Annotated in this window: 29 protein-coding genes and 1 tRNA gene; 8 read left to right on the forward strand and 22 right to left on the reverse strand. The window is 61.2% G+C overall.

Features of this window, described 5'->3' with window-relative positions:
* The first annotated feature begins 70 nt into the window (after nt 1–70).
* The gene (locus H4684_RS15265; RefSeq protein ID WP_192624419.1) at nt 71–538 is read left to right on the forward strand and encodes a hypothetical protein; all 468 of its coding nucleotides are present in this window, start codon (nt 71–73) and stop codon (nt 536–538) included.
* 397 nt (nt 539–935) lie between these two features.
* Here the strand turns inward: H4684_RS15265 and H4684_RS15270 are convergent, their stop codons facing one another.
* The 14 genes from H4684_RS15270 to H4684_RS15335 all read right to left on the reverse strand — a co-directional run bounded on the left by H4684_RS15270 (nt 936) and on the right by H4684_RS15335 (nt 11,803).
* Entirely contained in the window at nt 936–1,856 is a 921-nt protein-coding gene (locus H4684_RS15270) for a manganese-dependent inorganic pyrophosphatase (RefSeq protein ID WP_192624420.1), read from the reverse strand.
* A gap of 90 nt (nt 1,857–1,946) precedes the next feature.
* Nucleotides 1,947–2,471, reverse strand: coding sequence for a hypothetical protein (locus tag H4684_RS15275; RefSeq protein ID WP_192624421.1), 525 nt, complete (start codon nt 2,469–2,471; stop codon nt 1,947–1,949).
* A gap of 180 nt (nt 2,472–2,651) precedes the next feature.
* Nucleotides 2,652–3,116 (reverse strand): PTS sugar transporter subunit IIB, encoded by a 465-nt coding sequence (locus H4684_RS15280; RefSeq protein ID WP_192624422.1) that lies wholly within the window; start codon nt 3,114–3,116, stop codon nt 2,652–2,654.
* Between the two features lie 2 nt (nt 3,117–3,118).
* Complete coding sequence (locus H4684_RS15285; RefSeq protein WP_092194609.1) at nt 3,119–3,529, reverse strand: PTS sugar transporter subunit IIA; 411 nt, start codon at nt 3,527–3,529, stop codon at nt 3,119–3,121.
* 14 nt (nt 3,530–3,543) lie between these two features.
* Nucleotides 3,544–4,431, reverse strand: a complete 888-nt coding sequence (gene rapZ / locus H4684_RS15290) for an RNase adapter RapZ (RefSeq protein WP_092194611.1) — start codon at nt 4,429–4,431, stop codon at nt 3,544–3,546.
* Nucleotides 4,432–4,455: 24 nt separating this feature from the next.
* Nucleotides 4,456–4,905 (reverse strand): PTS sugar transporter subunit IIA, encoded by a 450-nt coding sequence (locus H4684_RS15295; protein ID WP_092194613.1) that lies wholly within the window; start codon nt 4,903–4,905, stop codon nt 4,456–4,458.
* A gap of 3 nt (nt 4,906–4,908) precedes the next feature.
* Nucleotides 4,909–5,451, reverse strand: coding sequence for a ribosome hibernation-promoting factor, HPF/YfiA family (gene hpf / locus H4684_RS15300; protein WP_092194615.1), 543 nt, complete (start codon nt 5,449–5,451; stop codon nt 4,909–4,911).
* 70 nt (nt 5,452–5,521) lie between these two features.
* Nucleotides 5,522–6,949 carry an RNA polymerase factor sigma-54 gene (rpoN, locus tag H4684_RS15305; RefSeq protein ID WP_092194617.1) on the reverse strand — a complete coding sequence of 476 codons (1,428 nt, stop codon included), beginning with the start codon at nt 6,947–6,949 and terminating at the stop codon, nt 5,522–5,524.
* A 106-nt stretch (nt 6,950–7,055) separates the two neighbouring features.
* Nucleotides 7,056–7,778, reverse strand: coding sequence for an LPS export ABC transporter ATP-binding protein (gene lptB, locus H4684_RS15310; protein ID WP_192624423.1), 723 nt, complete (start codon nt 7,776–7,778; stop codon nt 7,056–7,058).
* Nucleotides 7,775–8,287, reverse strand: a complete 513-nt coding sequence (locus H4684_RS15315; protein ID WP_192624424.1) for an LptA/OstA family protein — start codon at nt 8,285–8,287, stop codon at nt 7,775–7,777. Before H4684_RS15315 ends, lptB begins: the two co-directional genes overlap by 4 nt.
* A gap of 15 nt (nt 8,288–8,302) precedes the next feature.
* Nucleotides 8,303–8,839 (reverse strand): LPS export ABC transporter periplasmic protein LptC, encoded by a 537-nt coding sequence (gene lptC / locus H4684_RS15320; RefSeq protein ID WP_092194622.1) that lies wholly within the window; start codon nt 8,837–8,839, stop codon nt 8,303–8,305.
* Nucleotides 8,836–9,360, reverse strand: coding sequence for a KdsC family phosphatase (locus H4684_RS15325; RefSeq protein ID WP_092194624.1), 525 nt, complete (start codon nt 9,358–9,360; stop codon nt 8,836–8,838). Before H4684_RS15325 ends, lptC begins: the two co-directional genes overlap by 4 nt.
* A complete protein-coding gene (kdsA, locus tag H4684_RS15330; protein ID WP_092194626.1) occupies nt 9,350–10,156 on the reverse strand; it encodes a 3-deoxy-8-phosphooctulonate synthase in 807 nt (268 codons plus the stop codon). Before kdsA ends, H4684_RS15325 begins: the two co-directional genes overlap by 11 nt.
* Before the next feature lie 6 nt (nt 10,157–10,162).
* On the reverse strand, nt 10,163–11,803 hold the full coding sequence (locus H4684_RS15335; RefSeq protein WP_092194628.1) for a CTP synthase: 1,641 nt from the start codon (nt 11,801–11,803) through the stop codon (nt 10,163–10,165).
* Between the two features lie 320 nt (nt 11,804–12,123).
* On the opposite strand from H4684_RS15335, the gene H4684_RS15340 reads away from it, so the two are divergent.
* From H4684_RS15340 to H4684_RS15355, 4 genes are all read left to right on the forward strand, one after another.
* Entirely contained in the window at nt 12,124–12,933 is an 810-nt protein-coding gene (locus H4684_RS15340) for a phosphoribosylformylglycinamidine synthase subunit PurQ (RefSeq protein WP_192624425.1), read from the forward strand.
* 53 nt (nt 12,934–12,986) lie between these two features.
* Entirely contained in the window at nt 12,987–13,520 is a 534-nt protein-coding gene (tadA, locus tag H4684_RS15345) for a tRNA adenosine(34) deaminase TadA (RefSeq protein ID WP_167364162.1), read from the forward strand.
* Nucleotides 13,511–13,606, forward strand: a tRNA-Ser gene (locus H4684_RS15350). Before tadA ends, H4684_RS15350 begins: the two co-directional genes overlap by 10 nt.
* 626 nt (nt 13,607–14,232) lie before the next feature.
* The gene (locus tag H4684_RS15355; RefSeq protein ID WP_192624426.1) at nt 14,233–14,907 is read left to right on the forward strand and encodes an acyloxyacyl hydrolase; all 675 of its coding nucleotides are present in this window, start codon (nt 14,233–14,235) and stop codon (nt 14,905–14,907) included.
* A 189-nt stretch (nt 14,908–15,096) separates the two neighbouring features.
* Here H4684_RS15355 and H4684_RS15360 read toward each other — a convergent pair whose 3' ends face one another.
* The 4 genes from H4684_RS15360 to H4684_RS21020 all read right to left on the reverse strand — a co-directional run bounded on the left by H4684_RS15360 (nt 15,097) and on the right by H4684_RS21020 (nt 17,731).
* The gene (locus tag H4684_RS15360; protein ID WP_092193568.1) at nt 15,097–15,213 is read right to left on the reverse strand and encodes a desulfoferrodoxin FeS4 iron-binding domain-containing protein; all 117 of its coding nucleotides are present in this window, start codon (nt 15,211–15,213) and stop codon (nt 15,097–15,099) included.
* A gap of 461 nt (nt 15,214–15,674) precedes the next feature.
* Nucleotides 15,675–16,346 carry an OmpA family protein gene (locus H4684_RS15365; RefSeq protein ID WP_192624427.1) on the reverse strand — a complete coding sequence of 224 codons (672 nt, stop codon included), beginning with the start codon at nt 16,344–16,346 and terminating at the stop codon, nt 15,675–15,677.
* Between the two features lie 132 nt (nt 16,347–16,478).
* Complete coding sequence (locus H4684_RS15370; RefSeq protein ID WP_225940476.1) at nt 16,479–17,600, reverse strand: FUSC family protein; 1,122 nt, start codon at nt 17,598–17,600, stop codon at nt 16,479–16,481.
* Nucleotides 17,597–17,731, reverse strand: a complete 135-nt coding sequence (locus H4684_RS21020) for a hypothetical protein (protein ID WP_264080960.1) — start codon at nt 17,729–17,731, stop codon at nt 17,597–17,599. The genes H4684_RS15370 and H4684_RS21020 overlap by 4 nt, the downstream gene beginning before the upstream one ends.
* 57 nt (nt 17,732–17,788) lie before the next feature.
* Here H4684_RS21020 and H4684_RS15375 point away from each other — a divergent pair, with 57 nt between their 5' ends.
* Genes H4684_RS15375 through fdhF form a run of 3 tightly spaced genes read left to right on the forward strand, consistent with a single transcriptional unit; the run spans nt 17,789 to nt 22,774 of the window.
* Nucleotides 17,789–18,268: an NADH-quinone oxidoreductase subunit NuoE family protein gene (locus H4684_RS15375; RefSeq protein WP_192624428.1), complete on the forward strand. Its 480-nt coding sequence runs from the start codon at nt 17,789–17,791 to the stop codon at nt 18,266–18,268.
* Nucleotides 18,265–20,103 carry an NADH-quinone oxidoreductase subunit NuoF gene (nuoF, locus tag H4684_RS15380; protein ID WP_192624429.1) on the forward strand — a complete coding sequence of 613 codons (1,839 nt, stop codon included), beginning with the start codon at nt 18,265–18,267 and terminating at the stop codon, nt 20,101–20,103. The genes H4684_RS15375 and nuoF overlap by 4 nt, the downstream gene beginning before the upstream one ends.
* Before the next feature lie 10 nt (nt 20,104–20,113).
* Nucleotides 20,114–22,774 carry a formate dehydrogenase subunit alpha gene (gene fdhF / locus H4684_RS15385; RefSeq protein ID WP_192624430.1) on the forward strand — a complete coding sequence of 887 codons (2,661 nt, stop codon included), beginning with the start codon at nt 20,114–20,116 and terminating at the stop codon, nt 22,772–22,774.
* A gap of 158 nt (nt 22,775–22,932) precedes the next feature.
* Here the strand turns inward: fdhF and H4684_RS15390 are convergent, their stop codons facing one another.
* The 4 genes from H4684_RS15390 to H4684_RS15405 all read right to left on the reverse strand — a co-directional run bounded on the left by H4684_RS15390 (nt 22,933) and on the right by H4684_RS15405 (nt 26,615).
* Nucleotides 22,933–23,937 (reverse strand): Lcl C-terminal domain-containing protein, encoded by a 1,005-nt coding sequence (locus H4684_RS15390; protein ID WP_192624431.1) that lies wholly within the window; start codon nt 23,935–23,937, stop codon nt 22,933–22,935.
* Between the two features lie 7 nt (nt 23,938–23,944).
* Nucleotides 23,945–24,277 carry a TraR/DksA family transcriptional regulator gene (locus H4684_RS15395; RefSeq protein WP_192624432.1) on the reverse strand — a complete coding sequence of 111 codons (333 nt, stop codon included), beginning with the start codon at nt 24,275–24,277 and terminating at the stop codon, nt 23,945–23,947.
* 484 nt (nt 24,278–24,761) lie between these two features.
* Entirely contained in the window at nt 24,762–25,319 is a 558-nt protein-coding gene (locus H4684_RS15400; RefSeq protein WP_192624433.1) for a 4Fe-4S dicluster domain-containing protein, read from the reverse strand.
* A gap of 12 nt (nt 25,320–25,331) precedes the next feature.
* On the reverse strand, nt 25,332–26,615 hold the full coding sequence (locus H4684_RS15405) for a molybdopterin dinucleotide binding domain-containing protein (RefSeq protein ID WP_225940477.1): 1,284 nt from the start codon (nt 26,613–26,615) through the stop codon (nt 25,332–25,334).
* Between the last annotated feature and the right edge of the window lie 139 nt (nt 26,616–26,754).

Here is a 26,754-nt window from a genome sequence, read left to right on the forward strand (position 1 = left end):
ACGTGAGGGTCTGGATTTTCAGCAGTGACGAAGCAGATCTCCGTTTTGGGGCAGCCTGATAGGAGAACACATGTCTTTGTCCCAGGCCCAGATGCGGGCCCATATCTTCCTGATCATCCTCGATAAATTCTCCGGCAGCGCCGAACGACGTCAGGAAGCCCTGGCCGAGTATTTCATGGTGACCATGCCCAATGTCCCGGAGGACGCGGCGCGCCGTCTGGCGGAACTGATCCCGGATCTCATGCCCGAGCTGTATTCCAAATGGATCGGTGAGTTTGCCGAGCGCCTTTTCGAGACGGTGCCTGATGAACAGCTGCAGCACCTGTGCGACGGCACTGTGGAAAACAACGCCGCCCTGGGCCTGGTTTTTCTCATGTTCATGGAATCGGAGCGCATGGAGAAGCAGACCGAGGACGATCTGCGGGAATACGCACGCAAGCATTCCGGCGCCGACGACATGGGCGATCTGGTGGCGGAATATTTGCACGGAAAGGTCGCGGCCCTGCGGGCGGATGTAGGCGGGGAGAAAGTACAATAGAAGGCTGATGGGTGCTGGCTGGTCGGAGAGCGGTGTGTGGCGGTTGACCCGGACAGGGGCCGCCGAAACTCCTTCGCGGGCCTCGTAGAGTTGAATCATCGCTGCTGTCGGACACACACCGATTTTCAAGCGGCCAGCGCTGATTCAACAAACGATGCCTGGCTCAGTCAGACAGTCGGCGCCCCCTGCCCGGGCCAACCGCCACACCCCGCAGTGACTCCTTCGCGGGAATGACGCGCAGATCCGCGGTTCTCTCTTCACCGTCCGTGTCACCCGCGAATGAATGCCTTTCGGCCGTGCTTCCCCGCGCACCAATACGGAAAGACACGCCAGCCCCAAATCAAAAAGCCCGCCCAGGCGAACCTGGACGGGCTTCTTTCATTCAAAGAGCCAAGACTTAGGCGAAAGCCTTTTCGAACTTGGGCACAACGTCCTTTTTACGGGACATGACCTTGGGCAGCCATGCCTTTCCGTCCACGGGCTTGACGCCGAAGGCCTTCTCGACCACGGAGGCGTCGTCGGAGGCGATCAGGATCTCGGAGCCTTCCTTCATGATGTCGGTCAGCAGCAGGAAGATGGAGTGGTTGCCCTTCTCGGCCTTCAGTGCGGCGATGTCGGCGGCCAGGTCGCCCTTGACGGCGTCGAGGATGGACAGGTCGACCACTTCCAGCTGGCCGATGCCAACCTTGGTGCCGTTCATGTTGAAGTCCTTGTAGTCGCGCAGAACCAGCTCGCGGGCCGGGGTGCCTTCAACGGCGGACTTGACCTTGAACATTTCCATGCCCAGGGCGGCCAGGTCGGAGATACCGGCGATCTTGCCCAGTTCGGCAGCTGCTTCCTTGTCGGCCGGGGTGCAGGTCGGGGACTTGAAGATGACGGTGTCGCTCAGGATGGCGCAGAGCATGATGCCGGCGATGTTCTTGGGAACTTCGATGCCGTGGAACTTGTACATGGCGGTCAGGACGGTGGCGGTGCAGCCAACGGGCCAGATCCAGCATTCCAGGGGGCTGGAGGTGGTCAGATCACCCAGCTTGTGGTGATCGACGATGCCCAGGACTTCAGCCTGCTTGATGTCGTCAGGCAGCTGAGCCAGGTCGGAGGTGTCGACCAGGAAAACTTTTTCACCGGCATATTCGGTCTTCACGGCAGGAGCGGCAACGCCGAACTTGTCGAGGATGAACTTGGTCTCGGGGGCCAGTTCGCCCTGGGCGGTCGGGGTGCAGGCTACGCCGAGCTTGCTCTTCAGGTCGGCCAGCGCGATGGCGCTGCAAACGGTATCGGAATCGGGATTCTTGTGACCAAAAACATAAACGGACATGGTATTCCTCCTACAAGGGTTTATTGGCGAACAAAGACATTGTGCGAAATATCACAATTATTCGCGGCTGCCAAGAGAGAACATTGGAGGTCACAGGCCAAAGATGACGCCAAGGACCACGCTGACGGCGGCCACAGCGTAGGCCTTGCGTACACGCAGGGCGAGAATGGCTCCGGCGCAGGCGGCTATCCAGAGCATGGTCCAGGTCGGCTGCGGGCCGCCTGAAATCCAGGGTTGAATTGCTTTCAATCCGGCCAGAAGCGGCACCAGGCAGAGCGCGAGGACTGAAAAATTGAGCAGCAGGATTTCGGCCAGGGCCCTGGCGGTGAGCCGGTGCGGTGCGAAGGTGTTTATGTTGCCCTTGCGGTTCCAGGTCAAAAGTTGGTTGTAGCCGGCATTCTGCCGTTTGCGGTAGAGTTGTTCGATCCACGCGCCAAGGTAGGCCAGGGGCAGGGTCGCGATGACGACAAGCACTGTGGTGCGCATGTCGGCATCCGGCAGGCAGGCCAGAATGGTCAGGGTGGCGATCAGCGAGAGAAGGGCCTGGGGCGGAATGTAGGTTCCGGCCGGAAACAGATCAAGCCAGAGCAGCTCGAAAAAAATGCCCGCGCTCAAGGCCGGCTGGAGTTTGAAGCTCAGTCCCGCCCAGAGCAGGGCGGCGAAAAGCGGACGATGAACGAAGCCGAGGTCTATGGCGACCCGGGTCAGGGACAGGAGGGCAAAAAAAAACTTCCTCCGGCCAGCAGGATGAGATCGTGAGTGTCGATCATGCCGATTTGGTTCGAGAAGTATTCATCACAAGTTGATTTTGGTCGTTGCCGAAGGCACGCAGCGGAAATCGATCTCCACGCCGTGCTCTTTGAAATATTTCAGGCAGGAGCGGTCTTCCGCCCCCAGGGCGATGTGTTCGCACACCTGCTCCTTGCCCGGTCCGTAATGCAGATTGCCGATGTTGACCAGGGAAAAGGACTGCCCGGTCATGTGCGCGGCCTTGGCATCGGCGCAGTCGGAAAAGAGGATCAGGACATGCTGATCCGGATCGCTCTTGCGGACGTTGCGCAGCATCGAAGCGACCTCCGAGACTTGGCAGCACAAAAAGGAGATGCCGCTTGGCACTGCCAGGCTCATGATTTCCTGCCGCAATTCGTCGGCGGCGAGGTCGTCGTTGGCGACCAGCAGGGTCTTGGCCCTGATGTGCGGAAGCCAGGCTTCGATGATCTGGCCGTGCACGAGGCGGTTGTCGATGCGGAACCAGATCACGGCTAGGCCTCGGTGATTTTACGGGTCAATACTTCACCGGCGACAACGATGCCTTGAATGGCCGCGTTCTTGGCGTCTTGGGCGAGCTTGGACAGATCCTGGGTGCGCATGCCCAGAACCCTGAGCAGCATGGGCAGGTTCGCTCCGGACAGGACATCGACCTTGCCCGGCTGGAGCAGAGACAGGCTGATGTTGGACGGTGTACCGCCGAACATGTCGGTCAGGATGATGACACCGTCACCCGTTTCCATCTGCTTGACTGTGTATTTGAGGTCCGAAAGCAGGGCGCTCATTTCCACGGTTCCTTCCACGGCTATGTGGGCGCACTGTTCCTGCGGCCCCAAAATCGTCTGGGCCGCTTCAAGCAGATATTTGCCAAACTGGCCATGGGTCACCACGATCACTCCAACCATTACTCCTCCAAAGATTATCCAAGACTGAAATGCCGATGTTCGACAGATACGTTGAAGCCCTGTTCGCGCAGATGTGCCAGAACGGCCTCGGTCACGGCCACGGACCTGTGGCGGCCGCCCGTGCATCCGAAAGCCATGGTCAGGCGGTAACGCCCTTCCGACGCATAAAGCGGCAGGGTGAAATCAAGAAATTCCAAAAGCCGACGCAGGTATTCGTGCCCGGGGTTGCTGTCCAGCACGTACCGGGCGATGGCTTCGTCTTTTCCGGACATGGGGCGCAGGGCCTCGTCGAAATAGGGGTTGGGCAGAAAGCGCAGGTCCGTGACCATGTCCGCCTCGGCCGGGGCCCCGTACTTGAAGCCAAAAGAGATGAGATGCACACGCATGCCCTGGCTGCGGGAAGAAAGGCTCTCCCACTTGTCCTGAATGACCCGTCTGAGATCGTGCACTGAATAATGCGACGTGTCGATGACCAGATCAGCCTGCGCGCGGATGGGTTCCAGTATTTCCCGCTCCCGTTCCAGCGCCCCCTCCAGTCCCAGGTTGCCCGAGGCCAGAGGATGCGGACGGCGCGTGGTGGCATATCTGCGCAGCAGGATCTGGTTGGAAGAATCCGTGAAAAGGATGGTCGGCCGCACGGAAAACTTCTGGACATCAAGCAGCACTTCCTTCCACTGACCCACGAAGTCGGGCTGGCGCAGGTCCATGCCCATGGCCAGCCCGGGGTAGTCCTTGGCGGAGGAGTTGAAGAACAGTTCGATGAGCGCCGGAGCCATGCGCGCCGGAAGTCCGTCCACGCAGAAGAAGCCCATGTCTTCGAAGACCTTGAGCGCCGTGCTTTTGCCTGAACCGGACATGCCGGAGACAATGACCACGTTTTTCTGTTCAGGTTGAGGCTGCATGGGAGTTCTCCGAATACGTTCTTGCTAGACGGTCTGCAGCAACTGCCACAACCCGTCCTGACCGGGGGAGTCGGCAAAGGCCTGACGGAACGATCCGTCTTTGAGCAGGCGGGAAACCGTGGCCAGGAGTTTCAAATGCAGGCCCACCACGCTTGAGGGAGCCAGCACCGTGAAAAAGATGCTGGCCGGCTTGTGGTCCAGGCTGGCAAAATCCACGCCTTCGTGGCTGCGGCCGACGATGACCAGAACCTGATCGATGCTGTCCAACTTGCCATGAGGGATGGCGATGCCGTCTCCGATGCCGGTGGTCCCGAGCATTTCCCGGTCCATGAGGACCTGGGCCACGCGTTTGGGGTCAAGATCGGGATATTTGGCCGACAGCGTCGAAACGAGTTCGGCCAGGACCTCGGTTTTGGTCCTGGCCGAGAGGTCGGAGATGATCAAATCCTTGTCCAGGTATTCAGCAAGCTTCATTCCCTATACCCCGGGGTCGATCAAACCGAAGTCGCCGGTTTTGCGTCGGTAAATGACATTGATCCTTTCGCTTTCGGCGTTGAGGAACACGAGGAATTCGTTGTCCGTGCTTTCAAGCTGCAGCGCGGCTTCTTCAACGATCATGGGCTTGGGCGAGAAGTCGTCGGTCTTTTGGATGACCGGCTTGCGCTTTGCATCCGCGTCGTCCTCGAAACTCCCGGCGTCCATGCGGGTGCTGTCGCTGCCGCCTTTGCGTCGGCTCTTGTCCTTGTCGCGGACCTTGCGCATCTGGGCCTCAAGCTTGTCCCAGACGAGGTCGACGGTGGAGTACATGTCCTCGCTGTCTTCGCGGGCGGAGATATGTACGTTCTTCCCCGTCAGCACTATATCGGCGATATGCCGGAATTTCTCCACTTCGAGATTGACCTGCAGTTCAGCGTCGGGGGTGCCGGCCGTGAATTTGGCGAGCTTGCCGAAGCGGTCTTTGGCGTATTTGCGCAGATGGTCGGAAGGATCGAAGTTTTTGAAATTGAAGGTAATCCTCATGGAAGCCTCCTCGATTGTTGAGGGTCAGCCCTTTTTGCCGTCCGGAAGGGGCGGCCCAAAGGGCGGGATGTCAAAAAACCTGTTTGCGCTTGGATGAGGAATCGATCCCCAGCACTGCGCGATATTTGGCCACTGTTCGCCGGGCGATGTTCACGTCCAGCCGTTCTTTCAGCACCGCGGCGATTTTTTCGTCGCTGTAGGGGTGCTTCGGGTCTTCCTCGCTGACCATTTTCTTGATGATGGCCTTGACCGATTCGGATCCGACCTGAGTTCCATCATCCATTTCCAGCGCGGAATTGAAGAAAAATTTCAGTTCCACGATGCCGTGCGGGGTGGCCACGTATTTGTTCGTGGTGATCCGGCTGACCGTGGATTCGTGCATTTCAATGTCGTCGGCCACATCCTTGAGGATGAGCGGTTTGAGCTTGGTCACGCCGTGTTCGAAAAACCCCCGCTGAAACCTGACAATGCTTTCAACCACTTTGTATAATGTTCTTTGCCTTTGGTGCAAGCTCTTCATGAGCCACATGGCAGAGCGCATCTTGTCATGCAGGTATTCACGGTCCGGGCCTTTGACCGCGAGGTGCATGTCGTCCATGTAGTAGGGGCTCAGCTGCAGCTTCGGCAGGCCGTCGTCGTTCATGACGATGACGAAATCCCCTTCGTATTCGTACACGAAGACATCGGGGCTGACATATATGGTGCTCTCGCTGCCGTAACTGGCGCCCGGCATGGGGTCCAGGGACTGGATTATGTCCAGATAGGCCTTGAGGTCCTCCATCTGGATCTTGAACTTGCGCAGGAGCGGTTTGTAGCGGCGCTTCTCGATGTCTTCGAGATGATCCCCTACCAGGGAAAGCAGGATGGGATCGTCCTGGCCCAGCATTTCCAGCTGGATGAGCAGGCATTCCCGAGGAGACCGCGCGGCCACGCCCACGGGATCGAAGCGCTGCAGACGATGCAGCATGGACTCCACCAGGGCCAGGGGAGAGAGCGTCTCGGAGGCGATGTCCTCGGCGGTGCTCATCAGGTAGCCCTGGGAATCGAGGTTGCCGATGATGGCCTCGCCGATCATCTCCTCTTCTTCGGTGATGTTGGACAGACACAGCTGCCACAGCAGATGACCGTCCAGGGAGGGCTTGCCCGAGAGCCTGGCCTCGTAGGACATCATCTCCTCCAGGGCCTCGGTCTCCTTGAACTGCACTTGCTTGGCGGTGCTTGAAAAATCGCCGAGGTAGTTTTCCCAGTCCGCGTTGCGCATCAGTTCCGCGTCTTCGTAGGAGACTTCCGGGCGTGTTTCGGCCGGAGCCTGGATTTCGTGCTCCTCGGAAATTTCCTTGACCCCCTCCTCAAGCATGGGGTTCTCAAGCAGCTCCTGCTGAACGGCTTCGAGAAGCTCGAATCTGGAGAGCTGAAGCAGCTTGATGGCCTGCTGCAGCTGCGGTGTCATGACTAGCTGCTGCGTCAGCTTGAGGTTTTGTCGGAGTTCAAGGCCCATAATTGATTTGGTTTCACCGTGTCAGAGGATTGCAGGCTAAAAAACTACCCAGTAACGAATCTGCCATAAAGCTTAGGCCCTGGCAATCCTTGGAAAATCGTGTCCGCTAGAGGCTGAATCCTTCACCGAGGTAAACCTTGCGCGCGCCCGGGTCGGCGACGATCTCTTCCGGGCTGCCGTTCAGGATGATGCGGCCGTCGTGGACAAGGTATGCACGGTCGCAGATCTGGAGCGTTTCGCGAACATTGTGGTCGGAGATGAGCACGCCGATGTTCTTGTCGCGAAGGTCCCGGATGATGGCCTGGATGTCGTCCACGGCCAGGGGATCGATGCCGGCGAAGGGTTCGTCCAGGAGGATGAATTTCGGATTCTGGATCAGGGCGCGGGCAATTTCCAGCCTGCGGCGTTCTCCGCCGGACAGAAAGGCGGCCAGCTGCCCTTCAAGGCGGGTGATCCCCAGTTCATCGAGCAGCCTGTCCGCCGTGCGCTTTTGCTCTTCCCGCGAGAATCCCGAATATTCGAGAATCAGTTGCAGGTTCTGACGCACGGTCAGTTTGCGAAAGATGGAGCTTTCCTGCGGCAGATAGCTCATGCCCGCGCGGGCCCGTCTGTGCAGGGGCCAGCGGGTTATGTCCTGGCCGTCCAGAAGGACCTGCCCTCGCGTGGGCCGCACGATGCCCGCGAGCATGTAGAATGTGGTCGTCTTGCCTGCCCCGTTGGGCCCCAGGACGCCAACCACTTCGCCCTGGCTCACGTCAAGCCCGATGTCGTGCACGACATCCCTGGCTCCGTAGCGCTTGGCCAGATTCTGACCGGTCAGGGTGGTCACTGCCCAAGCCCCTCTTTGCCGGCGGGAGTGTTGAAGATGGCCTCGACCCGTCCCTTGCCGCCCAGTACTTCGCTGCGGTTTTCCTTGATGTAGAGCTTAATGACCTCGCCCTGGATCTTGTTGGCGCCTTCCATGAGCATGGGGCTGTCTTCCATGGTCAGAAGGTCCTTGTCGGCTTCATAGGTGGCCTTTCCGCAGGTGCCGGTGCGGCCCTTGTCCGCTTTTATGCGCACGTTGCCCTTGGCGATGATTTTCTTGATGGCTCCCTGCTCGTCGGGCACGCCCTGGGTGGCGTTCTTGGCGCCGTCCTTTTTTTCCAGCAGCACGGTCAGCGTGTCGGACCAGAGCTGGATGTCCTGGCGAATGACGTACACGGAGCCGGTGAAGATCACCTGGTCCCCTTTCTGGGTGTAGGTCATGGTGTCGGAAGTGATCTTGACCGGGACGGTCTCGGCCGCCCAGAGAGGCGTCGCACAGGCGAGGAAGAGAAGAAGTATGAGTGAACGCATTTGGTAACCCGCTTGTCAGTTCATGATGACCTGGACGTTGCCTTGGGCCAGGAAGTCCCCTGTGTCCAGAAAATATGTCAGGGTGTCCGAACGGCCCTGCATGGATTCGCCAGTCAGTTCAACCGTGCCGCCGAGAACGAGTGTCCGGTTTTGTCCTGTGTAGTCAAGGGTCTCGGAGCGCATCACGTATTGGCCCTGGGTGCCGTTGACCCCGTCCCACATTCTGGCCCGGTCCTCTTTTTGCCAGACCTGGCCCCTGGGCGCCCGAACCTCGATGGGTTCCCCGCCTTCCTCGCCCCAGTAGACGATGATCGGGGCGGCGAGGGTGAGTTCATCGCCGTTTTCGGAGTAGTCGGCGCCGGTGGCGCTGAGGTTCCAGAGCTTCTTGCCGTCCTTGCCCTGGCTCAGGTTCACGCCTTTGAGGCTCAAGTCCACATCCAGATTCCGGATCGTCGGGTTGTCCAGGCGCTCGGGCCAGAGCAGCCGTTTTCCGAGCATTGCGATTCCAGCCAGAACGACAAGGGTCAAAAGCCCGACCAGCAGCCGCTTCATTCCCGGACCCAGTCCTGCCAAAGAGCTTCGAGTTTGCCCTGGGCGCGCAGGATGAAATCTATGGCTTCGCGCACGGCGCCCTGGCCGCCCATGGATCTGGTTGTCCAGGCCGCAAGCTTGAGTATCTCGGGGCGGGCGTTGGGGACGGCGATGGGCAGTCCGACCAGGGACATGGGCGCCGCGTCGACCCAGTCGTCACCGACATAGGCCATCTGCGCCAAGGGGATGCCCGTTTCTTCGGAAATCCGGCGCAGGATCGGGGCCTTGCGGTGATGGCCGGGATAGTAATGGCTGATGCCAAGCTCCGTGACCCGCCTGCGCACTGCCGGGGAATCAAGGCCGGTAATGACCGCGAACTCGATGCCGACCTGCGGGGCCATCTTGATGGCCAGCCCGTCCTGGACGTTGAAGCGTTTCATTACGCAGCCCGATTCGTCATAATAGAGGCCGCCGTCGGTGAGCACCCCGTCCACGTCCAGGATGATCAGGCGCACGTCCCGGGCGAGCAGTTCAGCATTCATTCGGGATGCTCCAGATGGCCGCAAGCTCCGAAAGAAGAGTGCGGGCCTTGGCCAGGGGCCAGGAATTGGGGCCGTCGCAGAGAGCCTTGTCCGGGTCCGGGTGGATCTCCATGAAGAGGCCCTGACAGCCGCAGGCCACGGCGGCCCGGGCCAGCGGCGGCACGAACTCGCGCTGGCCGCCGGAGGACATGCCCTGTCCGCCGGGCAACTGCACCGAGTGGGTGGCGTCGAAGATCACGGGGCAGCCGAACTGCTTCATGATGACCAGGGAGCGGAAATCAACGACCAGATTGTTGTAGCCGAACATGGAACCGCGCTCGGTCAGCCAGATGCGGTCGAATCCTTCGGATCGGATTTTCTCCACCGGCCCCTGCATGTCCCAGGGTGCCATGAACTGCCCTTTCTTGATGTTCACGATGCGCTCGGTGCGCGCGGCGGCGAGCAGCAGATCGGTCTGGCGGCAGAGGAAGGCCGGGATCTGCAGCACGTCGGCCACCTCGGCCACCAGGGAGGCCTGGCGCGGCTCGTGGATGTCCGTGATCACGGGCAGCCCGGTGCGGCTCTTGATCTGGGCCAACCAATCGAGCCCCATGTCCAGTCCCGGTCCGCGGAAGCTCGCTCCGGCCGTGCGGTTGGCCTTGTCATAGGAACTCTTGAATATGAGCGGCAGGTTCAGATCACGCGCGATGGCCTGCAACTCGACGGCCACGGTCATGGCCAGATCCAGGCTTTCGAGGACGCAGGGTCCGGCGATGAGAAAGGGGCGTCCGGCGACCAGGGTGGAGCAGTCAATCATGTTTTTTTACTCGGTTTTCTTGTTGGCCACGGCCGCGCGAATGAATTCGCGGAACAGCGGATGCGGCTGCATGGGGGTGGAGGTGAACTCCGGATGGAACTGGCAACCCAGGAACCACGGATGATCCTTGATCTCCACTATCTCGACCAGGCTCTTGTCCGGGGACAGGCCGCTGATGGTCAGTCCGGCCTCCTCGAAACGGCTCTGGTAGGCGCTGTTGAATTCGTAGCGGTGGCGATGACGTTCCGAAACCTCGACCGCACCGTAGGCTTCATAGGCGCGGGTGTCTTTTTCGATCACGCAGGGGTAGGCGCCAAGGCGCATGGTTCCGCCTTTTTCGCTCGTCATGTCGCGGCGCTGCACGCACTTCTTGCGGAAATCGAACCATTCTTTCATCAGATAGATGACCGGATCCGGCGTGGTCAGGTCGAACTCCTCGGAGTTGGCCTTGGTCAGGCCCATGACGCTTCTGGCGTACTCGATGACCGCGCACTGCATGCCAAGGCAGATGCCGAAGAAGGGGATCCTGTTTTCGCGGGCATGGGTGATGGCCGCGATCTTGCCTTCCACGCCGCGGATGCCGAAGCCGCCGGGGACGAGGATGCCGTCGGCCTCGGCGAGGCTCTCGGCCACGTTTTCGGCGGTGATTTCCTCGGAGTTGACGTACAGGAAGCGGATGGCTGCGTTGTTGGCCACGCCGCCGTGGGTCAGGGCTTCATGCAGGCTCTTGTAGGCTTCCTTCAGGTCCACGTACTTGCCGACGATGGCAATGGTGACCTCTGACGTTGGATGGTGCAGGTTGTAGACGAGATTCTTCCACTCCTGCAGGTCCGGATTCTTGGCGGCCAGGCGCAGGAGGATGGCGATTTTCTGGTCAACACCTTCATTATAAAGGGTCAGGGGCAGTTCGTAGATGTGGTTTACGTCGATGGCGGTGAAGACCGCGTCCCGGTCCACATTGCAGAACAGCGAAATCTTGCGTTTGATGTCGTCGCCAAGGTCCACTTCGGAGCGGCAGAGGATGATGTCCGGCTGGATGCCGAGGCTGCGCAGTTCCTTGACGGAGTGCTGGGTGGGCTTGGTTTTGAGCTCGCCGGCGGTCTTGATGTAGGGGACCAGCGTGAGGTGGATGTAGAGGACGTTGTCCTTGCCGAGGTCGGCCCGCAATTGACGGATGGCTTCAAGGAACGGCAGCCCCTCGATGTCGCCCACAGTGCCGCCGATCTCGACCAGGGTCACGTCCAGGTCGTCGCTGGCGAGGCTCAGGATGGACGACTTGATCTCGTCGGTGATGTGCGGGATGACCTGTACCGTGCCGCCCAGGTAGTCGCCGCGACGTTCCTTGGTGATGACGGTATTGTAGATGCGCCCGGACGTGTAGTTGTTGCGCTGGCTCAGGTGGGTGCCGAGATAGCGCTCGTAGTGCCCAAGATCCAGATCCGTTTCGGCGCCGTCGTCGGTGACGTAGACTTCGCCGTGCTGGAAGGGGTTCATGGTGCCCGGGTCGACGTTGATGTACGGGTCAAGCTTCTGGATGGATACCCGAAGCCCCCGCGCCTTGAGAAGAGCCGCGATGGATGCGGCGGCCAGTCCTTTACCCAGAGAGGACAATACCCCGCCGGTCACAAAAATGAATTTGGTGTTCATCGCTGCCTCGCTCACCTGAATATTTCTTCGGTCTGAATCCGCGCTTGGCGCGGCCAGACATGGTCCACAAAACAAATGGGCCACCTGTCGGCAGCCCGAAAATTGACATCCGTATGTCCGCCGGAACATTTGGCAGCGGACTTCCTGCTTGTCAAGCGGCCCCTGGTGTCCTGTAAACACCTTGGGTTCAATAGCAGAAAGAACGCCGAGTGCAAACAGTCCGAAAGGGCGATTTTCAGGCTTGCGCCTGTTTTGCTTGGACTGTAATGGGCTTGGGTACTTAATCAAACAGCACGGCTACGGCCGATTTTGGAGGGGTGATGGCTCAGGTCAAAACATTGGTAATTACCGGCTACGGGACGAATTGCGAGCGGGAATGCGCCTTTGCGGCGGATCAGGCTGGTTCGGACCAGACCACCATCGCTTATTTTTCCGATCTTACGGCGGACAAGATCAGTTTGACCGACTACAATTTTCTGATCCTGCCCGGAGGTTTTCTCGACGGCGACGATCTGGGCTCGGCCCAGGCCGCCGCGTTGCGCTGGCGGCACATGCTGACCAAGAGCGGCAAGTCCCTCATGGAGGAGCTCAAGCGCTTCCTTGACGCGGGCGGCCTCATCCTCGGCATCTGTAACGGCTTTCAGTTGCTGGTCAAGCTGGGTCTTCTTCCCGCTCTTGATGGCGCCTACTTCACCCGCCAGGTCTCGCTCAGCCACAACGACTCGGCCAAGTACGAGGACCGCTGGGTGACGCTGAAGATCAACGCGGAGTCTCCCTGCGTCTTCACCAAGGGGCTCGATTATCTTTACGTTCCCGTCCGTCACGGCGAAGGCAAGCTCGTGCCCGGTGACGACACGACCCTCGCCCGTCTGCAGGAGCAGAATCTCATCGCCCTGCAATACGTGGATCCGCAGACCCGGGAGGTGACCCAGGAGTATCCGGCCAATCCCAATGGTTCGCCGCTTGGCATCGCCGGGCTGACCGATCCTTCCGGCCGGATTCTCGGGCTCATGCCCCATCCCGAGGCCTACAACCATCCCACCAATCACCCGCGTTGGACCAGGGGTGAGACCTCCACGCTGGGCACGGAACTGCTCAAGGGCGGGATCGAATACCTGAAGGCCAGATAGGGCGGCTTGAAAACGTGTCCAAAGAGGATGCAAAGATCATTGACAGCACCCCCATGACTTTCTACTGTGCGCCTTCCCCGACGCCGGGACCGGATGACCTGCTGGCCTGGGAGCCCTACATGAACGAAGCCCTGCAGCTTGCATGTCTGGCGGAAGGGCGGGGAGACGTGCCCGTGGGCGCGGTGGTCATCGACGGCAACGGCCAGATTCTGGGCCGGGGCGAGAACAGAACGATATTTGAAAACGACCCCACGGCTCACGCCGAAATCCTGGCCCTGCGCGAAGCCGGCGCCAAGGTGGGGAATCATCGTCTGACCGACGCCGTGCTGGTGGTGACCCTTGAACCCTGCATCATGTGTCTGGGTGCGGTCATCCAGGCCCGCCTGGCCGGAGTGGTCTACGCCGCCGCGGACTCCAAGGCCGGATGCCTGGTCAGCCGCATGGACGGTACGGCGCTGCCCTGGAGCAACCACCATTTCTGGTCTCTGGGCGGAGTTCTGGAACAGGAATGCAGCGCAAAACTGAGCGGTTTTTTCAAACAGCGCCGCCAGGAAAAGAAAATTTCAAAAAACCTCGCGGAGAGGTAGCGAAGTCCGGCCGTAACGCGCTCGACTCGAAATCGAGTTACCGGCTAATCCCCGGTACGTGGGTTCGAATCCCACCCTCTCCGCCATTTTTTTTCAACTATCACAAATAGTTGCGATATAAAAACGGCAGGAATCTCCAAGTCCGCACGGATACACACGGCGGATACATAATCGGAGAAACCTGCCGTGAGTCGTTTTGAAGCCCAGCCTTAAGCCTCCGTCAATTCTGCTTCTTTAGGCAACCCGAACGGGAAGCCCTTCTGTACAATCCGTTCCCGTCTTTACTCCTCCATCTCCTGCCATTTGGAGCTGCAGTGGTGACTTTTTTGGGAGCCGTTGCTTTCCGGTCCAGCTTTCGGCAGGCTAATGCTCTTCGCACCGACCCGTCATATATCCCAGTTGCGGTATATGCGGCGGCTTCAGGCATAAGCCTCTTTTCTGCCGTTCCTAAAATATTGTTGTTTTTATCATAAAATCAGACTGTTATGAGGTGCTATCCGCAGGATCATCTTGGCGCAATCGTTGCTTGAGCACGGCGCTACCGAGCAGAAACGCTTTCTCCGGGATGACCTGACTGGGGATAGCGTCTTTGGATAAATTCTTCTTTTTTTTGCCAGTATGCAAACATGCTGACCACGGGGGATTCAATTCGCTTGAACGAACCGAATTTGCCATTTAAAGCCAGTTTGACACTGTATCAGGAGAGTCGCTTATGAAGATGCTTCAACCAATCAGCGTGTTCATCGTCTGCCTGTTTTTGCTCCTGCCCTTTTTGGTTCATGCGGAGGACCTTGAGCCTGCCGCCGATTCTGCGCTCATTGCGGTGGACAGTTCACCTCCTGGGGTCACGGATATCTGGTCGGGCGCGGTGGGCCACGGCTTTCGCGCCGGGACGCAGACGTTTCGCCTCGGTGTCGGAATGGGATACGGAATCAAGATTTTCGGAGCTCAGGAGCGGCACGACCTCCTCCCGATGACGGTTTCTTACGGTCGTATGGTCGGCGATGTCGTGGGCGTCGGACAATGGTACGGAGGAAATTTCGAAGTGCGCGGGGAGGTCTTTCTCGCTCCGCAGGTCAATTCCGATGGCTACTGGACCGTCGGACTGACGCCCCATCTGCGCTATAACTTTGCCACCGGCACACGCTGGATTCCCTACGTCGATATCGGTATTGGCATTGCGTTCACCGAAATCCGGGCCCCCGATCTGGGCGCATCGTTTCAATTCAATGAACAAGCGGCGGTTGGAGTGAACTATTTTTTCACCGACGACGTTGCGGTCAACTTTGAGATTCACTTTCTTCATCTTTCCTCTGCCGGTCTGTCCAAACCCAACCAAGGGGTGAACACGCTGGGGCCTTGCATAGGAGTGAATTGGTTTTTTTGAGTTGCGGCGATGTTGTGCCGTCAGATTTCAACGGGCAATAATGAATTGGCCAGCTTTTATTGAAACTTCAAAAAGTGCTGTAAAGTCTGCTCAGTCTTCTCCCATCCTCTTCCTCATTATTTAAAATCCCCCCTGCTTTCCTAAATCCAAGGAAAACAGGGGGGATTCGTTTTGAGGGGAGCTGACAGATTATTGCTTGATCATGGGTTGATCGCAGCACACGAGTTCTCCCGCACCGCCTTCCTGCACGAGTACGACGGCACCACACGCTTCACATTTGTAAACTTCACCTTTTTCCGAAGACATAGAATTCTCCTTGTTGAATGTTGTGGTGGATTATAATTTTTCACAAGGGGCATGCTGCTTGGGCGTTGCGAACGCTTATGAGTAAGCAGCTTGAATCAGTGATGATATCGAGGAGGGGAGCGAACGCAGTGTTTCAGCAACCGGGGACCAATCCTGTATCTGTGATGATTCTACGGAATGTTGCGAATTGGGAAGACCATAACAGTGTGTCGGTTTTTGTGCAATAGCTCGGCCTTGAATGTGCGGGCGTTCTTTCTTTTGTGCTTTTTCCCTGTACTTGCAGGGGCTAAGGCCAGACTTCCCTTTCCTTTCGCCCATGCTTTCTTCGGTGCCCAGAACGGAGAATTTGCCCTGTGTTGGCGTTTTCTAAAAAAGTTGATCGGCCCTGGGCTTTGCAGCACAGGACCGATCAGATGAGGAAGTGAGCCGGTCGCCCGGCCAAGGCCAGAGGGGGCAGGCCGCTAGTAGGGCTGCTGGCCGGTGTTCGGGTTGACGCGGATTTCCACGCGGCGGTTCATCTGGCGGCCTCCAGGGTTGTCGTTGGAAGCCACGGGCCGGGATTCCCCGTAGCCCACGGCGCTTATCCGGGCCGGACTCACTCCGCGTTCCGTGAGCAGGCGCTGCACGCTCCAGGCGCGTCGTTCGGACAGCCCCTGGTTGTAGGCGTCGGAGCCGGTGCTGTCCGTGTGCCCTTCAACCACGATGGTCGTTTGCGGGTATTTGACGAGAATCTGGGCGATGCGTTCGATTTCGTTGTACAGACCGGGCAAAACCACGTCGGAGTCCACGTTGAAGGTCACGTCTCCCTTGAGGGTCAGGGCCAGAAGGTCGCCCTCGCGCCGGATCGCTACCTCTTCGGACTGGGCCAGGGCCTGCCGCATTTCCGCTTCCTGGTTGTCCATCATGCGCCCGACTCCGGCCCCGGTCAGGCCGCCGATGGCTGCTCCGGCAGCGGCGCCGATGGCCGCGCCCTTGGCATCGCGGCCGATGATACCGCCCAATACCGCGCCGGCGACAGCGCCTCCGCCCGCACCGTACACGGCGCCCTTGGTGGTCTTGGACTGCTGGTCCATGGTGGCGCAGCCGGTCGCTGCGAACACGACGATCAATGCGATCATAAAGAATTTTTTCATGGTGATGCCTTCCTTTGAGGCTGATGTTTTTGGCTGATTTTTAAATATAAATCTGTTCCCATGCATCGTCAACTTTTGCGCTGGCAACGCGATGCCCGATTATTCGAAACATAACGCAAACAGCAAGCCATGTCATGTGGTCTGGCCTGAAAACAAGGGGTTTTGGCCGTAAAGAAGAAGGTCCCTGCCCATGGATTGGGCGCTGTGGTAGAAGGCGAAGAACTGCACGAGCTTTTGCAGATGAAAGCGTCTGGTCGCCCCTTCCTTGCGCAGTTCACGCAGTCTCGTTTCGGACTCGCTTAGACCCTTTGCCAGCAAATCCGTTTGCGGCGTCCGGCCGGAAGCGATGTCCCGCATGCTCTCCACCGTGACGGAGGCGAGCTCGCGCAGTTCCCGGTCCATGAGGATCTCGTAGCCCTGTCCCTGCTCGCTGTTCAGGGCCTGGAGCATGGTTTGCAAGTGTGCGTGGCATTTTTCAAGCGTGCGGACCTTGAGGCCCAAAAGGTCGGTATCCTCGTGGTACATCCGTCGCTCATGGCGCAGCACCTTCTGGAAGAGGGCGCGGTCTTCCATGATATCGGTCTGGAACTGGTCCAGAAGGTTGGGGTCGAGCCCGGACTGCATGGCCAGGAAGGCGTTCATGATGGCTTCGTAATGCCTGGCGCAGTCTCCGAAGCGCATCATGAGCCTGGCCTTGAGGGCGGTGCCCGCGCGCACCGGCCACAGGGCGATGCTGACCAGGAAGGCCGCGGCCACGCCCACGCCGATCTCCACGACGCGGAGCATGCCGAAGACGATGCGGTCATCCTGGTCATACCCGGCCAGGACGACGACGCAGACGGTGATGGCCGCCATGCGGTATCTGGCGTTGTAGCGCGTCATGTATGCGCAGAAAGTCACCGAGAGGAAAAGGGCCAGAACGGTCATGGGCTGCGTCTGGGGAAAGAGCAGGATGGCCGCCAGTCCGATGAGGGCTCCGACGGCCGTTCCGGAGAAGCGGTACAGGCACATCTGCACGGAGTCGGCGACATAGACCTGCATGACGATGACGGCGGATAATGCCGCCCAGTACCCGAATTTCAGATCGAGCAGGTATGCCGCGCCATAGGCCAGCACGGCGGCGATGCCGGTTTTCAGGCCATGGCGGATCATGGCCGGATGGGAATCCGGATCGATGAACGGCATGTCCGGTTTTTCCGAATGCGTCCGGGGAGATGGGCTCGGGTCAGAGGAATTGTCGGCGTTCGTGCTCATGCGTGTTTTCTCCAAGCCAGGGTCGAAGCCATGGCGTCATCCCCATCCCTTGGTCCATCCCGCCCGGAAAGTCCATTTCGCCCATTTCCGTCCAGCCCCGCGCCTTGGGCCAGCAGAACCGATTTGCGCATTGCCGCCCCCTGCATTATGCTTGCGGGCGTACGTACCCATTCCACTTCAGCAAAAGCGTGACCCCATTGACCTCACTCACCCCGGAACAACTCGCCAAGGCAGACGCCGTCATCGCCGAACACCGCGACATCCCAGGCTCCCTCATCACGGTCCTGCGGCTCTGTCAGGATATCGCCGGATATTTTCCGCTCGAACTCATCCGGCATATCGCAGACGGGATGGAGCTGCCTGTGTCCAAGGTTTACGGAGTCGTCTCCTTTTATTCGACTTTTTCCCTCAAGCCCAAGGGCCGCCACACGGTGCGCGTCTGCACCGGAACGGCCTGTTATGTACGCGGGGTGCGGGAGGTTCTGGACCGGGTCGAACACCGTTTCGGGGTCAAGGCCGGGGGCACGTGCGAAAGCGGGCGCTTCAGCCTTGAGCCGGTGCGCTGTCTGGGCGCCTGCGGGCTGGCGCCGGTCATGGTCGTGGACCGCGACACCCACGGCGGGGTCACGCCCGATTCGGCCTGCGCCATTCTGGAGGAATACAAATGACCCCGGCCATGAAGCTTGACCGAGCGGGTCTGACGGCATTGCGGGACCGGGAGCGGGAACTTCTGAAGACGGCCGCTCCGCGCATATTCTGCTGCAGCGGCACGGGCTGCCACGCCACGGGCTCCATCCCGCTCATCGAGGCCCTGCGGGATGAGGCCGCGCGGCAGGGCGGCGGGGTGCAGGTCGTCGAGACGGGCTGCAACGGCTTCTGCGCCCTGGGGCCGGTGGTCGTCATGCAGCCTGGCGGCATCCTGTACTGCAAGGTGCGCGTGGAGGATGCGGCCGACGTGGTCGCCTCGGCCGGGGGCGAGCCCGTGGAGCGCCTGCTGTATCGCGACCCGTCGGGCACGGCCGTGGCTTCCATGGATGAGATCCCCTTTTTCGCCCTGCAACGGCCCCGGACCCTGCGCAACAAGGGCCGCATCGACCCCGAGAACATCGGCCACGCCATCGCCCATGACGGATACCAGGGGCTGGCCAAGGCCCTTTTCGACATGGACCCGGCAGGCATCGTCGAGGAAATGCGCGCTTCCGGCCTGCGCGGACGCGGCGGGGCCGGTTTTCCCACTGGCCTGAAATGGAAGTTCGCGGCCGCCTCGCCCGGCGACGTCAAGTACGTGCTCTGCAACGCCGACGAGGGCGATCCCGGCGCGTTCATGGACCGCTCCATCCTCGAGTCCGACCCGCACGCCGTTCTCGAAGGCATGCTCGTCGCGGCCGTGGCCATCGGTTCCCGCCAGGGCTACATCTACTGCCGCTCCGAATATCCCCTGGCCATCAAGCGCCTGACCATAGCCATCGGCCAGGCCCGGGAACTGGGCTTGCTGGGCGAAAACATCCTGGGCAGCGGTTTTTCCTTCGACCTCGAGATCTACCAGGGCGCGGGCGCCTTCGTCTGCGGCGAGGAGACGGCGCTCATGCGTTCCATCGAAGGAAAGCGCGGCATGCCCGTCCCCCGGCCGCCGTTCCCGGCGCAGCAGGGCCTGTGGGGCAAGCCGACCATCCTCAACAACGTCGAGACCCTGGCCAATGTCGGCCGCATCATCCGTCTGGGCGGAGTGCGCTACGCGAGCGTCGGCACCGAGGGCAGCAAGGGCACGAAGGTCTTCGCCCTGTCCGGCGACGTGAACAACATCGGGCTGGTCGAGGTGGACATGGGCACGCCTCTGTCCGTGCTGGTCAACGACATCGGCGGCGGGGTGCCGGGCAAGCGCAAATGCAAGGCCGTGCAGCTCGGCGGGCCTTCGGGCGGGAGCATCCCGGCGCACCTGCTGGACACGCCCGTGGACTACGAGGCCATCAGCCAGGCCGGGGCCATCATGGGGTCGGGCGGGGTCATCGTCATGGACGACCGCACCTGCATGGTCGACATGGCCCGCTTCTTCATGGACTTCATCCAGGACGAGTCCTGTGGCAAGTGCACGCCCTGCCGGGAGGGGACCAGGCGTCAGCTCGAAATCCTGACCCGCATCTGCGAGGGCAAGGGCGTCCCCGGGGACCTGCGCATCCTGGAGGACCTGGCCGCGGTCATCACCGACGCCTCCCTGTGCGGTCTGGGCCAGACCGCGTCCAATCCGATCCTTTCGGCCCTGCGCCACTTCCGGGACGAGTTCGAGGCGCACATCAACGAAAGGCGCTGCCCTGCCAAGCGCTGCGTGGCCCTGCTCAGGTTCGAGGTCCGGGAGGATCTGTGCCGCAAGTGCGGGCTGTGTCACAAGGCGTGCCCGGCCGGGGCCGTGATCTGGGCCAAGAAGCAGGTCGCGCGCATCGACCGGGAAAAATGCGTGCGATGCCTGGCGTGTTTCCAGGCCTGTCCCTTTGACTGCATCGAATGACGGGAGCGCCATGGAACTGACCATCAACGACATCACCTGCACCTTCACTCCCGGCCAGACCATTCTGGAGGTGGCCACGGCGCATGGCATATTCATACCGACCCTGTGCCACCTGCCGAACTGCACGCCCACCGGAGCCTGCCGCATCTGCGTGGTGGAGGTCCGGGGGGCGCGCACCCTGGTCGCATCCTGTGCGGCTCCGGCAGCCGAGGGCATGATTGTCGGCACCGACTCCGACCGTGTGCTCCGCGCCCGAAAGACCATTCTGCGCCTCATGCTCGACTCTGGAAACCATGACTGCCTGCTCTGCCCGGCGGCGGGAGACTGCGTTCTGCAAAGCCTCGCGTTCCGTTACGGGGTTGGCACCGGCACCTTCGGGCGGCCCAAACCGCGCCATCGCCCCGAGACCGGCAATCCGTTCATTGTCCGCGATTTTTCCAAATGCATCCTGTGCGGCCGCTGCGTGCAGGCCTGCAACGAGGTGCAGGTCAACGAGGCCATCGATTACGGTTATCGCGGGGCCGCCACCAAGATCGTGGCCGGTTGCGACACCACCCTGGGCGAGTCGGACTGCGTTTTTTGCGGCGAATGTCTGCAAGTCTGCCCGGTAGGTGCGCTGAGCATTCATGATGCGCGTGGCAAGGCCCGGCTGTGCGAGACGCGTCCGGTACGCACCACCTGTCCGTATTGCGGCGTGGGCTGTCAGATGGACGTGCATGTGAAGGACGGGCGCATCCAGCATGTGCTGGGCGCCGTGGACGGGCATAACGAGGGCAGCCTCTGCGTGAAGGGCCGTTTTGCCCTGGATTTCACCGCGCATCCCGAGCGCCTGAGGGCTCCGCTGATCCGCCGCGACGGCGAGCTTGTCCCGGCCGGCTGGGACGAAGCCCTTGATCTGGTGGCTTCGCGTCTTCTGACCCTGCGCGAGGAGCATGGACCGCGCAGCCTGGGTTTTCTGGCCTCGGCCCGCTGCACCAACGAGGAGAACTATCTCTTCCAGAAGCTGGCGCGCTGCATGGGCTCCAACAACGTGGATCACTGCGCGCGGCTGTGCCATGCCTCCTCCCTGGAGGCGCTGGTGCAGGCCTTTGGCAGCGCCTCGCCGACCAATGTCATGGCCGATGTGGCCAACGCGGAGGTGATCCTGGTCACCGGCTCCAACACCACCGAAACGCACCCCGTGTTCTCAAGTCGCATCAAGCGCGCCTCCCGCTCAGGCGCCACGCTCGTGGTCGTGGATCCGCGCGAGATCGGCCTGACCCGCCACGCCGATCTCTGGCTGCGGCCCAGACCCGGCACCGACATCGCCTGGATCAACGGCCTCATGCACGTCATTTTGAGCGAGGGTCTGGAAAACCGTGATTTCATAGATCGCAGGACCGAAGGGTTCGAGGAGTTGCGCGAGGCCCTGGCCGTCTATACTCCGGCATACGTGCAGACCGCGACCGGAATTCCGGCCGCCGACCTTGTTCGGGCGGCGCGTCTTTACGCCCGGGCGGGGGCGGCGACGATCCTGTACTGCATGGGCATCACCCAGCACACCTGCGGCACGGACACGGTGCTGGCCCTGGCCAATCTGGCCATGCTCTGTGGTCAGGTGGGCCGGCCGGGAGCGGGGATCAATCCGCTGCGGGGACAGAACAACGTGCAGGGCTCCTGCGACATGGGCGGATTGCCGGGCGTTCTGCCCGGGTATGGGCGGGTGGACGACGATGCGGCCCTGGGGCGGATTGAAGGCCTGTGGAAGATGTCCCTCTCCAAGACTCCGGGCCTGACCGCCACGGAGATGTTCGCCTCCCCGGAGCTTCGGGCCATGTACATCATGGGCGAGAACCCAGCCCTGTCGGACGCGGACGCGTCGCATGCGCAGGCTCGGCTCGCGGCCCTTGATTTTCTGGTCGTGCAGGACATCTTCCTGACCGAGACCGCGCGGCTTGCCGATGTGGTCCTGCCGGCCGCGTCCGCGCTCGAAAAGGACGGCACCTTCACCAACACCGACCGCCGCGTGCAGCGTGTGCGGGCGGCCGTGCCGTGCCCGGGAGAGGCGCTTCCGGACTGGCGCATTCTGAATCTTCTGGGCCCGCGCCTGGGCGTCCCCATGGGCTATGACCGTCCCGAGGAGATCATGCGCGAGATCGCCTTGGCCGCCCCCATCTACGGCGGTATCGATTACCGGCGCATCAGGCGGGAGGGAATCGTCTGGCCCTGCCCGGACCAGGCCCATCCCGGCACCCCCATCCTGCACCGCGAGACCTTTCCCCGGGGCCTGGGGCGCTTCATCCCCACGCATCCGCAAGCACCGGCGGAGGTGCCGGACGAGGAGTATCCCTTTGTGCTCGGCACGGGCCGGGTGCTTGAGCATTACCACACCGGCACCATGACCCGCAAAAGCGAGGGGCTGAATCGCATCGTGCCCGAATGTTTCGTGGAGATGAATCAGGAGGACGCCGCGCGCCTGGGGATCGCGCATGGGCGGCGGGTGCGGGTGGCGTCCCGGCGGGGGGAGATTTCCGTCAGGGCCGAGGTCACGGACCGGGTGGCCAGGGGGCACCTCTTCATCCCGTTCCACTTCGCCGAAGCCGCGGCCAACGTCCTGACCAACCCGGCCCTTGATCCCCTGGCCCGGATTCCGGAGTTCAAGGTCTGCGCCGTGCGCGTGATCCCGGAATAGCAGGCCGCCCCAAAACGGCGATCTGCTGCGTCAGCGAAAAAATCCAGACCGCTTATGTATGCGCAATACACTGCGTGCCCTGAATTTTTTCCCTTCCTTGCATCTCACCATTTTTGATCGGCCTGCGAATTTTGAATTTTTGAGTCAGATGGGCTGCGTCATTCGACGGCCACGAACCAGGCCCGGAACTCGCGCCCGGGTTTGAAGCCCACGCCGACCGCCCCCTTGTGCAGGTACAGGCAGTAGGCCCAGTCCGGCGAGTAGGCGCTGCTGGTCGAGGACCAGTAGGCTTCCTGCGGGTTCTCGAAGGGATGCCCGGCGGGCAGGGCCGGGTCGTGCCGCTCGGCGTCGACAAGGGACTCCAGTTCCCGGATGTTCGGCAGGCGCCAGCGCAGATCGCCTTCGCGGTGCCTCCTGGCCACCTCCAGCGCCTCCTCCCAGGTACACACCCCGCACAGGTCCGCCGAGCGCGTCCACAGCAGTCCCGTCAGCAGGTCGCGCACGCCCGCGTCCTCCGGCGCAAATCGCGGTTCGGGCCAGGCCGCGCCCTTGAGCAGCTCCGCGTCCTGCCCCGTCCCCTCGCAGCCCACGACATTCCCGGACACATCGCGGCACGTTCGCTGCCCGGTCCGCGCCAGGAGCGGGCTTTCCCCGCGCACGGGCCAGACCATGGCGTCGCGCGTCTTGTCGCCGTAGAACATGCGTCCACCCTCCAGGTGCACGTGCCAGGCGTAGCCCGGCGCGCGGCTGGCCGTGGTCGAGGTCCAGTACCAGGTCTGGCTGACCGTGAACGGATGCTGCGCGGGCAGGGCGGGGCGATGGTGGTTGTAGCTGATCAGGCTTGAAAGTTCCCGGCGATTGGGCAGGCGCCAGTCGGCATGGCCGAAGGCGTGTTCCTCGTTCATCCGGGCCACGGCCGAGAGCGCCTCGGGCCAGGACATGGGGAAGTCTCCGATGCTTGCAGTGCGGGGCCAGACGAGGCCCGTCAGGAGGTCCTGCGCCAGGAGGTTTTCCAGCAGTCTGAACCTTGGATCGGGCCAAGCAAGTCCGGTCCGAAACTCTCCGTCCTGACCGCTGCCCGCGCAGTCCACGGGGAGCCCCTTGGCGTTGAAACACACGGTCTGGCTGGTGGCCAGGATATGACGAACGGGGTGGGATGCCATGCCGGGCCTACTCGGCGCAGTCCACGCACCGCGTGGCTTCGGGCATGATCAGAAGGCGCCCGGCGGCGATGTCCTCGCCGCATTCGGTGCAGATCCCGAAATTGTCGTTGTCGATTCGGTCCAGAGCCCGTTCGAGGCGCATCAGCGTGCGCTTCGAATCGGTCAGGCGCTGGCCGCTGATGGCTTGATTGGCCATGGAATCCATGCGTGACAGCCGTCCGATGGGTTGGTCCAGGGAAACGGGCTTGGAGGTTTCCTCAAGTTGGGCGATGGTGATCTGGAGTTCCTGCATGCGCTTTTCGATGCGCGTCTTGATTTCCCGGCGCTGTTCAGGGGTCATTTTTGGTCCTTGAATAGGTTGGGCGGCCCCTCCTTTCCCTTGGAGAGGACGCGCGACGTGAACGCCCAGTATAGAAGCCAAAGCGATGCAGGGTCAATGTGTACGGAGAAATACGGGCATGAAGCATGGATTCCCGCCTTCGCGGGGATGACCTACGGGTAGTGCGAATGGTTCGAGATTTTTTTTTCCCACGTCGGCACTCGCAAACAACACGCGTGTCAGCACCACGTCATCCCCGCGAAGGCGGGGGATTCGACTAGCTCGGCGCTCTCCGAGTTTTTGGGTGACCGTCATCCCCGCGAAGACGGGGGGGCATGGCCGAGAGCGCCCCGTAGGCCCGGCTTCCTTCCGTCATCCCCGCGAAGGCGGGGATCCATGCCTTTGATTGAGGAGCACGACCGCTTCACTTCCTGATCGCGCAATGCATGAACGGGTCGCACCCATCGGTATGCGACCCGTTCATGTATCGTTTTCAAGCCGTTTTCTATCCGGGCGTGCGGAAGTAGATGACGGACTGGGCGCTCATCTTCTTGACGATCTCCTTGCCCTCGGCCTGAAGCTCCATCTTCAGGATCTCCTTTTCTCCGAAGCGGATGGCGTCGGTCAGGCAGACCTCCGCGCAGACGGGCTTTTCGCCCACATGCACGCGCTCCCAGCACAGATCGCACTTGTGGGCCTTGTTTCTGGCCGCGTCGAACTGGATGACCCCGTACGGGCAGGCCTCGATGCAGTCGCGGCTGCCTTTGCATTTGTCGGCCATGATGCGCACGATGCCGGTTTCGGTGTCCTTGACGATGGCTTCGGCCTTGCAGGCCTTGATGCACGCGGCATTTTTGCAGTGCTGGCAGGGCATGACCCAGGACTGGATGGCGATGTCCGGGTAGGTCCCCTGACGATCGCTCTCGACGCGCAGATAATAGGGCATCATGCCGGGCACGGCCGAGGCGTGGTCGACCAGGCCGTGGTAGTTTCGACAGGCCGCCACGCAGGTCTTGCAACCGATGCAGCGTTCCAGATCAATGGCGAGACTGAGTTGTTTCATGGCTTGCCTCCTTCATCGTTCCACGGTGACGCGGGTGGACACGTGCGATTCCCCGCCGACAAGGTCCTGCCAGTCGAGCGTCATGCCCGAATCGGAAATGAGGACGTTGTCGCTGACTCCTTCGCCAAGCACAGCCACCCGGCCGACGGTGGCGCCGAAACCGTGATGCAGGCCCAGACAGTCGGGGCGGATGCGTTCGGTGCGCTTGGCCCGGACTTTGATCCGGCCGGTGCGGGAGCGCACGGAGACCACCGCCCCGTCTTCGATGCCGAGCTTCTTGGCGGTTGCCGTGTTGATGAGCAGCGGATTTTCCATGAGTCCGCCGACGGGATCGCGCAGCTGCGGATTGTTGTGGGTCCACTGGCCCGAGCCCTGGTGGAAGATGGTCCGGTAGGAGATGAGAATGAAGGGGAATTCCCCTGTATCGGCCTCGTATTCAGGGGCCAGCCCCACGCGCGGCAAGGCCTGGTGCACGTCCTCCAGATCCTCCCAGTAGAGATGGACCTTCTTGCTCGGTGTGCCGAAGCCGCCGCGCTCATATTTCCGGAAACCGGTGGTCCCGGGCGACCAGAGACCGCCCATGGCCTGCAGCCTGTCCACCGACAGGCCAAGGCCCGCCAGTTGGATGTCGTAATATTCCAGGTCGTCCTTGAAGGCGAAGTATTCGGGACACAGGCGCTTGCCGAGCTCGATGAAGACCTCGTTGGAGTGCCTGCATTCGCCGGGCGCGTCGACCACCGGCTGACGCAGGGCAACGCCGTGGCCGAAGTTGTACCACCAGGGCATGTACAGGAGTTCCCAGCGCTCGAAGTAGCTTTTGTCCGGGAGTACATAGTCGGCGTATCTGGCCGTTTCGGAGAGCATGATTTCGTAGCTGACCAGCATCTCAAGCTGATAATGCCCCTTGTCGTCGGTCATGGTCACGGCCTTGCGCCATTCCTCCTGCCCCATCTCGGTCAGGGCCGGGTTGCATTCGGACGTGACCAGGACCTTGAGGTCGCCGTTCTTGATGGCCTGTGCTTCGTACCAGGTCGGTTCCATGATGAAGGAGTATTTGCCGAACTTGTCCCTGTCCGGGCCGGTGCGGTGCCATCCCATGTCCCCAAGGCTTGGGCCGGCTGGTGCAGGCAGGACCGGGGAGAGCGGGGTCACGTCGGGCAGGGGCTGGCCGCCGGGGTTGTCGATGTTGCCGGTCACGGCCAGGAAATTGGTCCAGGCGTGTCCGAAATCCAGGGCCTGGCCGAGCATGATGCCCTTGAAGCTGTCCACGCCCACGGACGGGGCCGAGGCACACATTTCGGCCAGCCTTGTGATGTCCTTGGCCGAAACGTCACAGATCTTGTAAACCTCCCCAAGTTAGTGCCATCCAAAAGTAGAGGTTTCCTTGGGTGAATTTTTCATGAGGAACTCTGTCGGGGTCAAATCCCCAAGGGAC

This window comes from Desulfomicrobium macestii, from assembly GCF_014873765.1.
Lineage (GTDB): Bacteria > Desulfobacterota > Desulfovibrionia > Desulfovibrionales > Desulfomicrobiaceae > Desulfomicrobium > Desulfomicrobium macestii.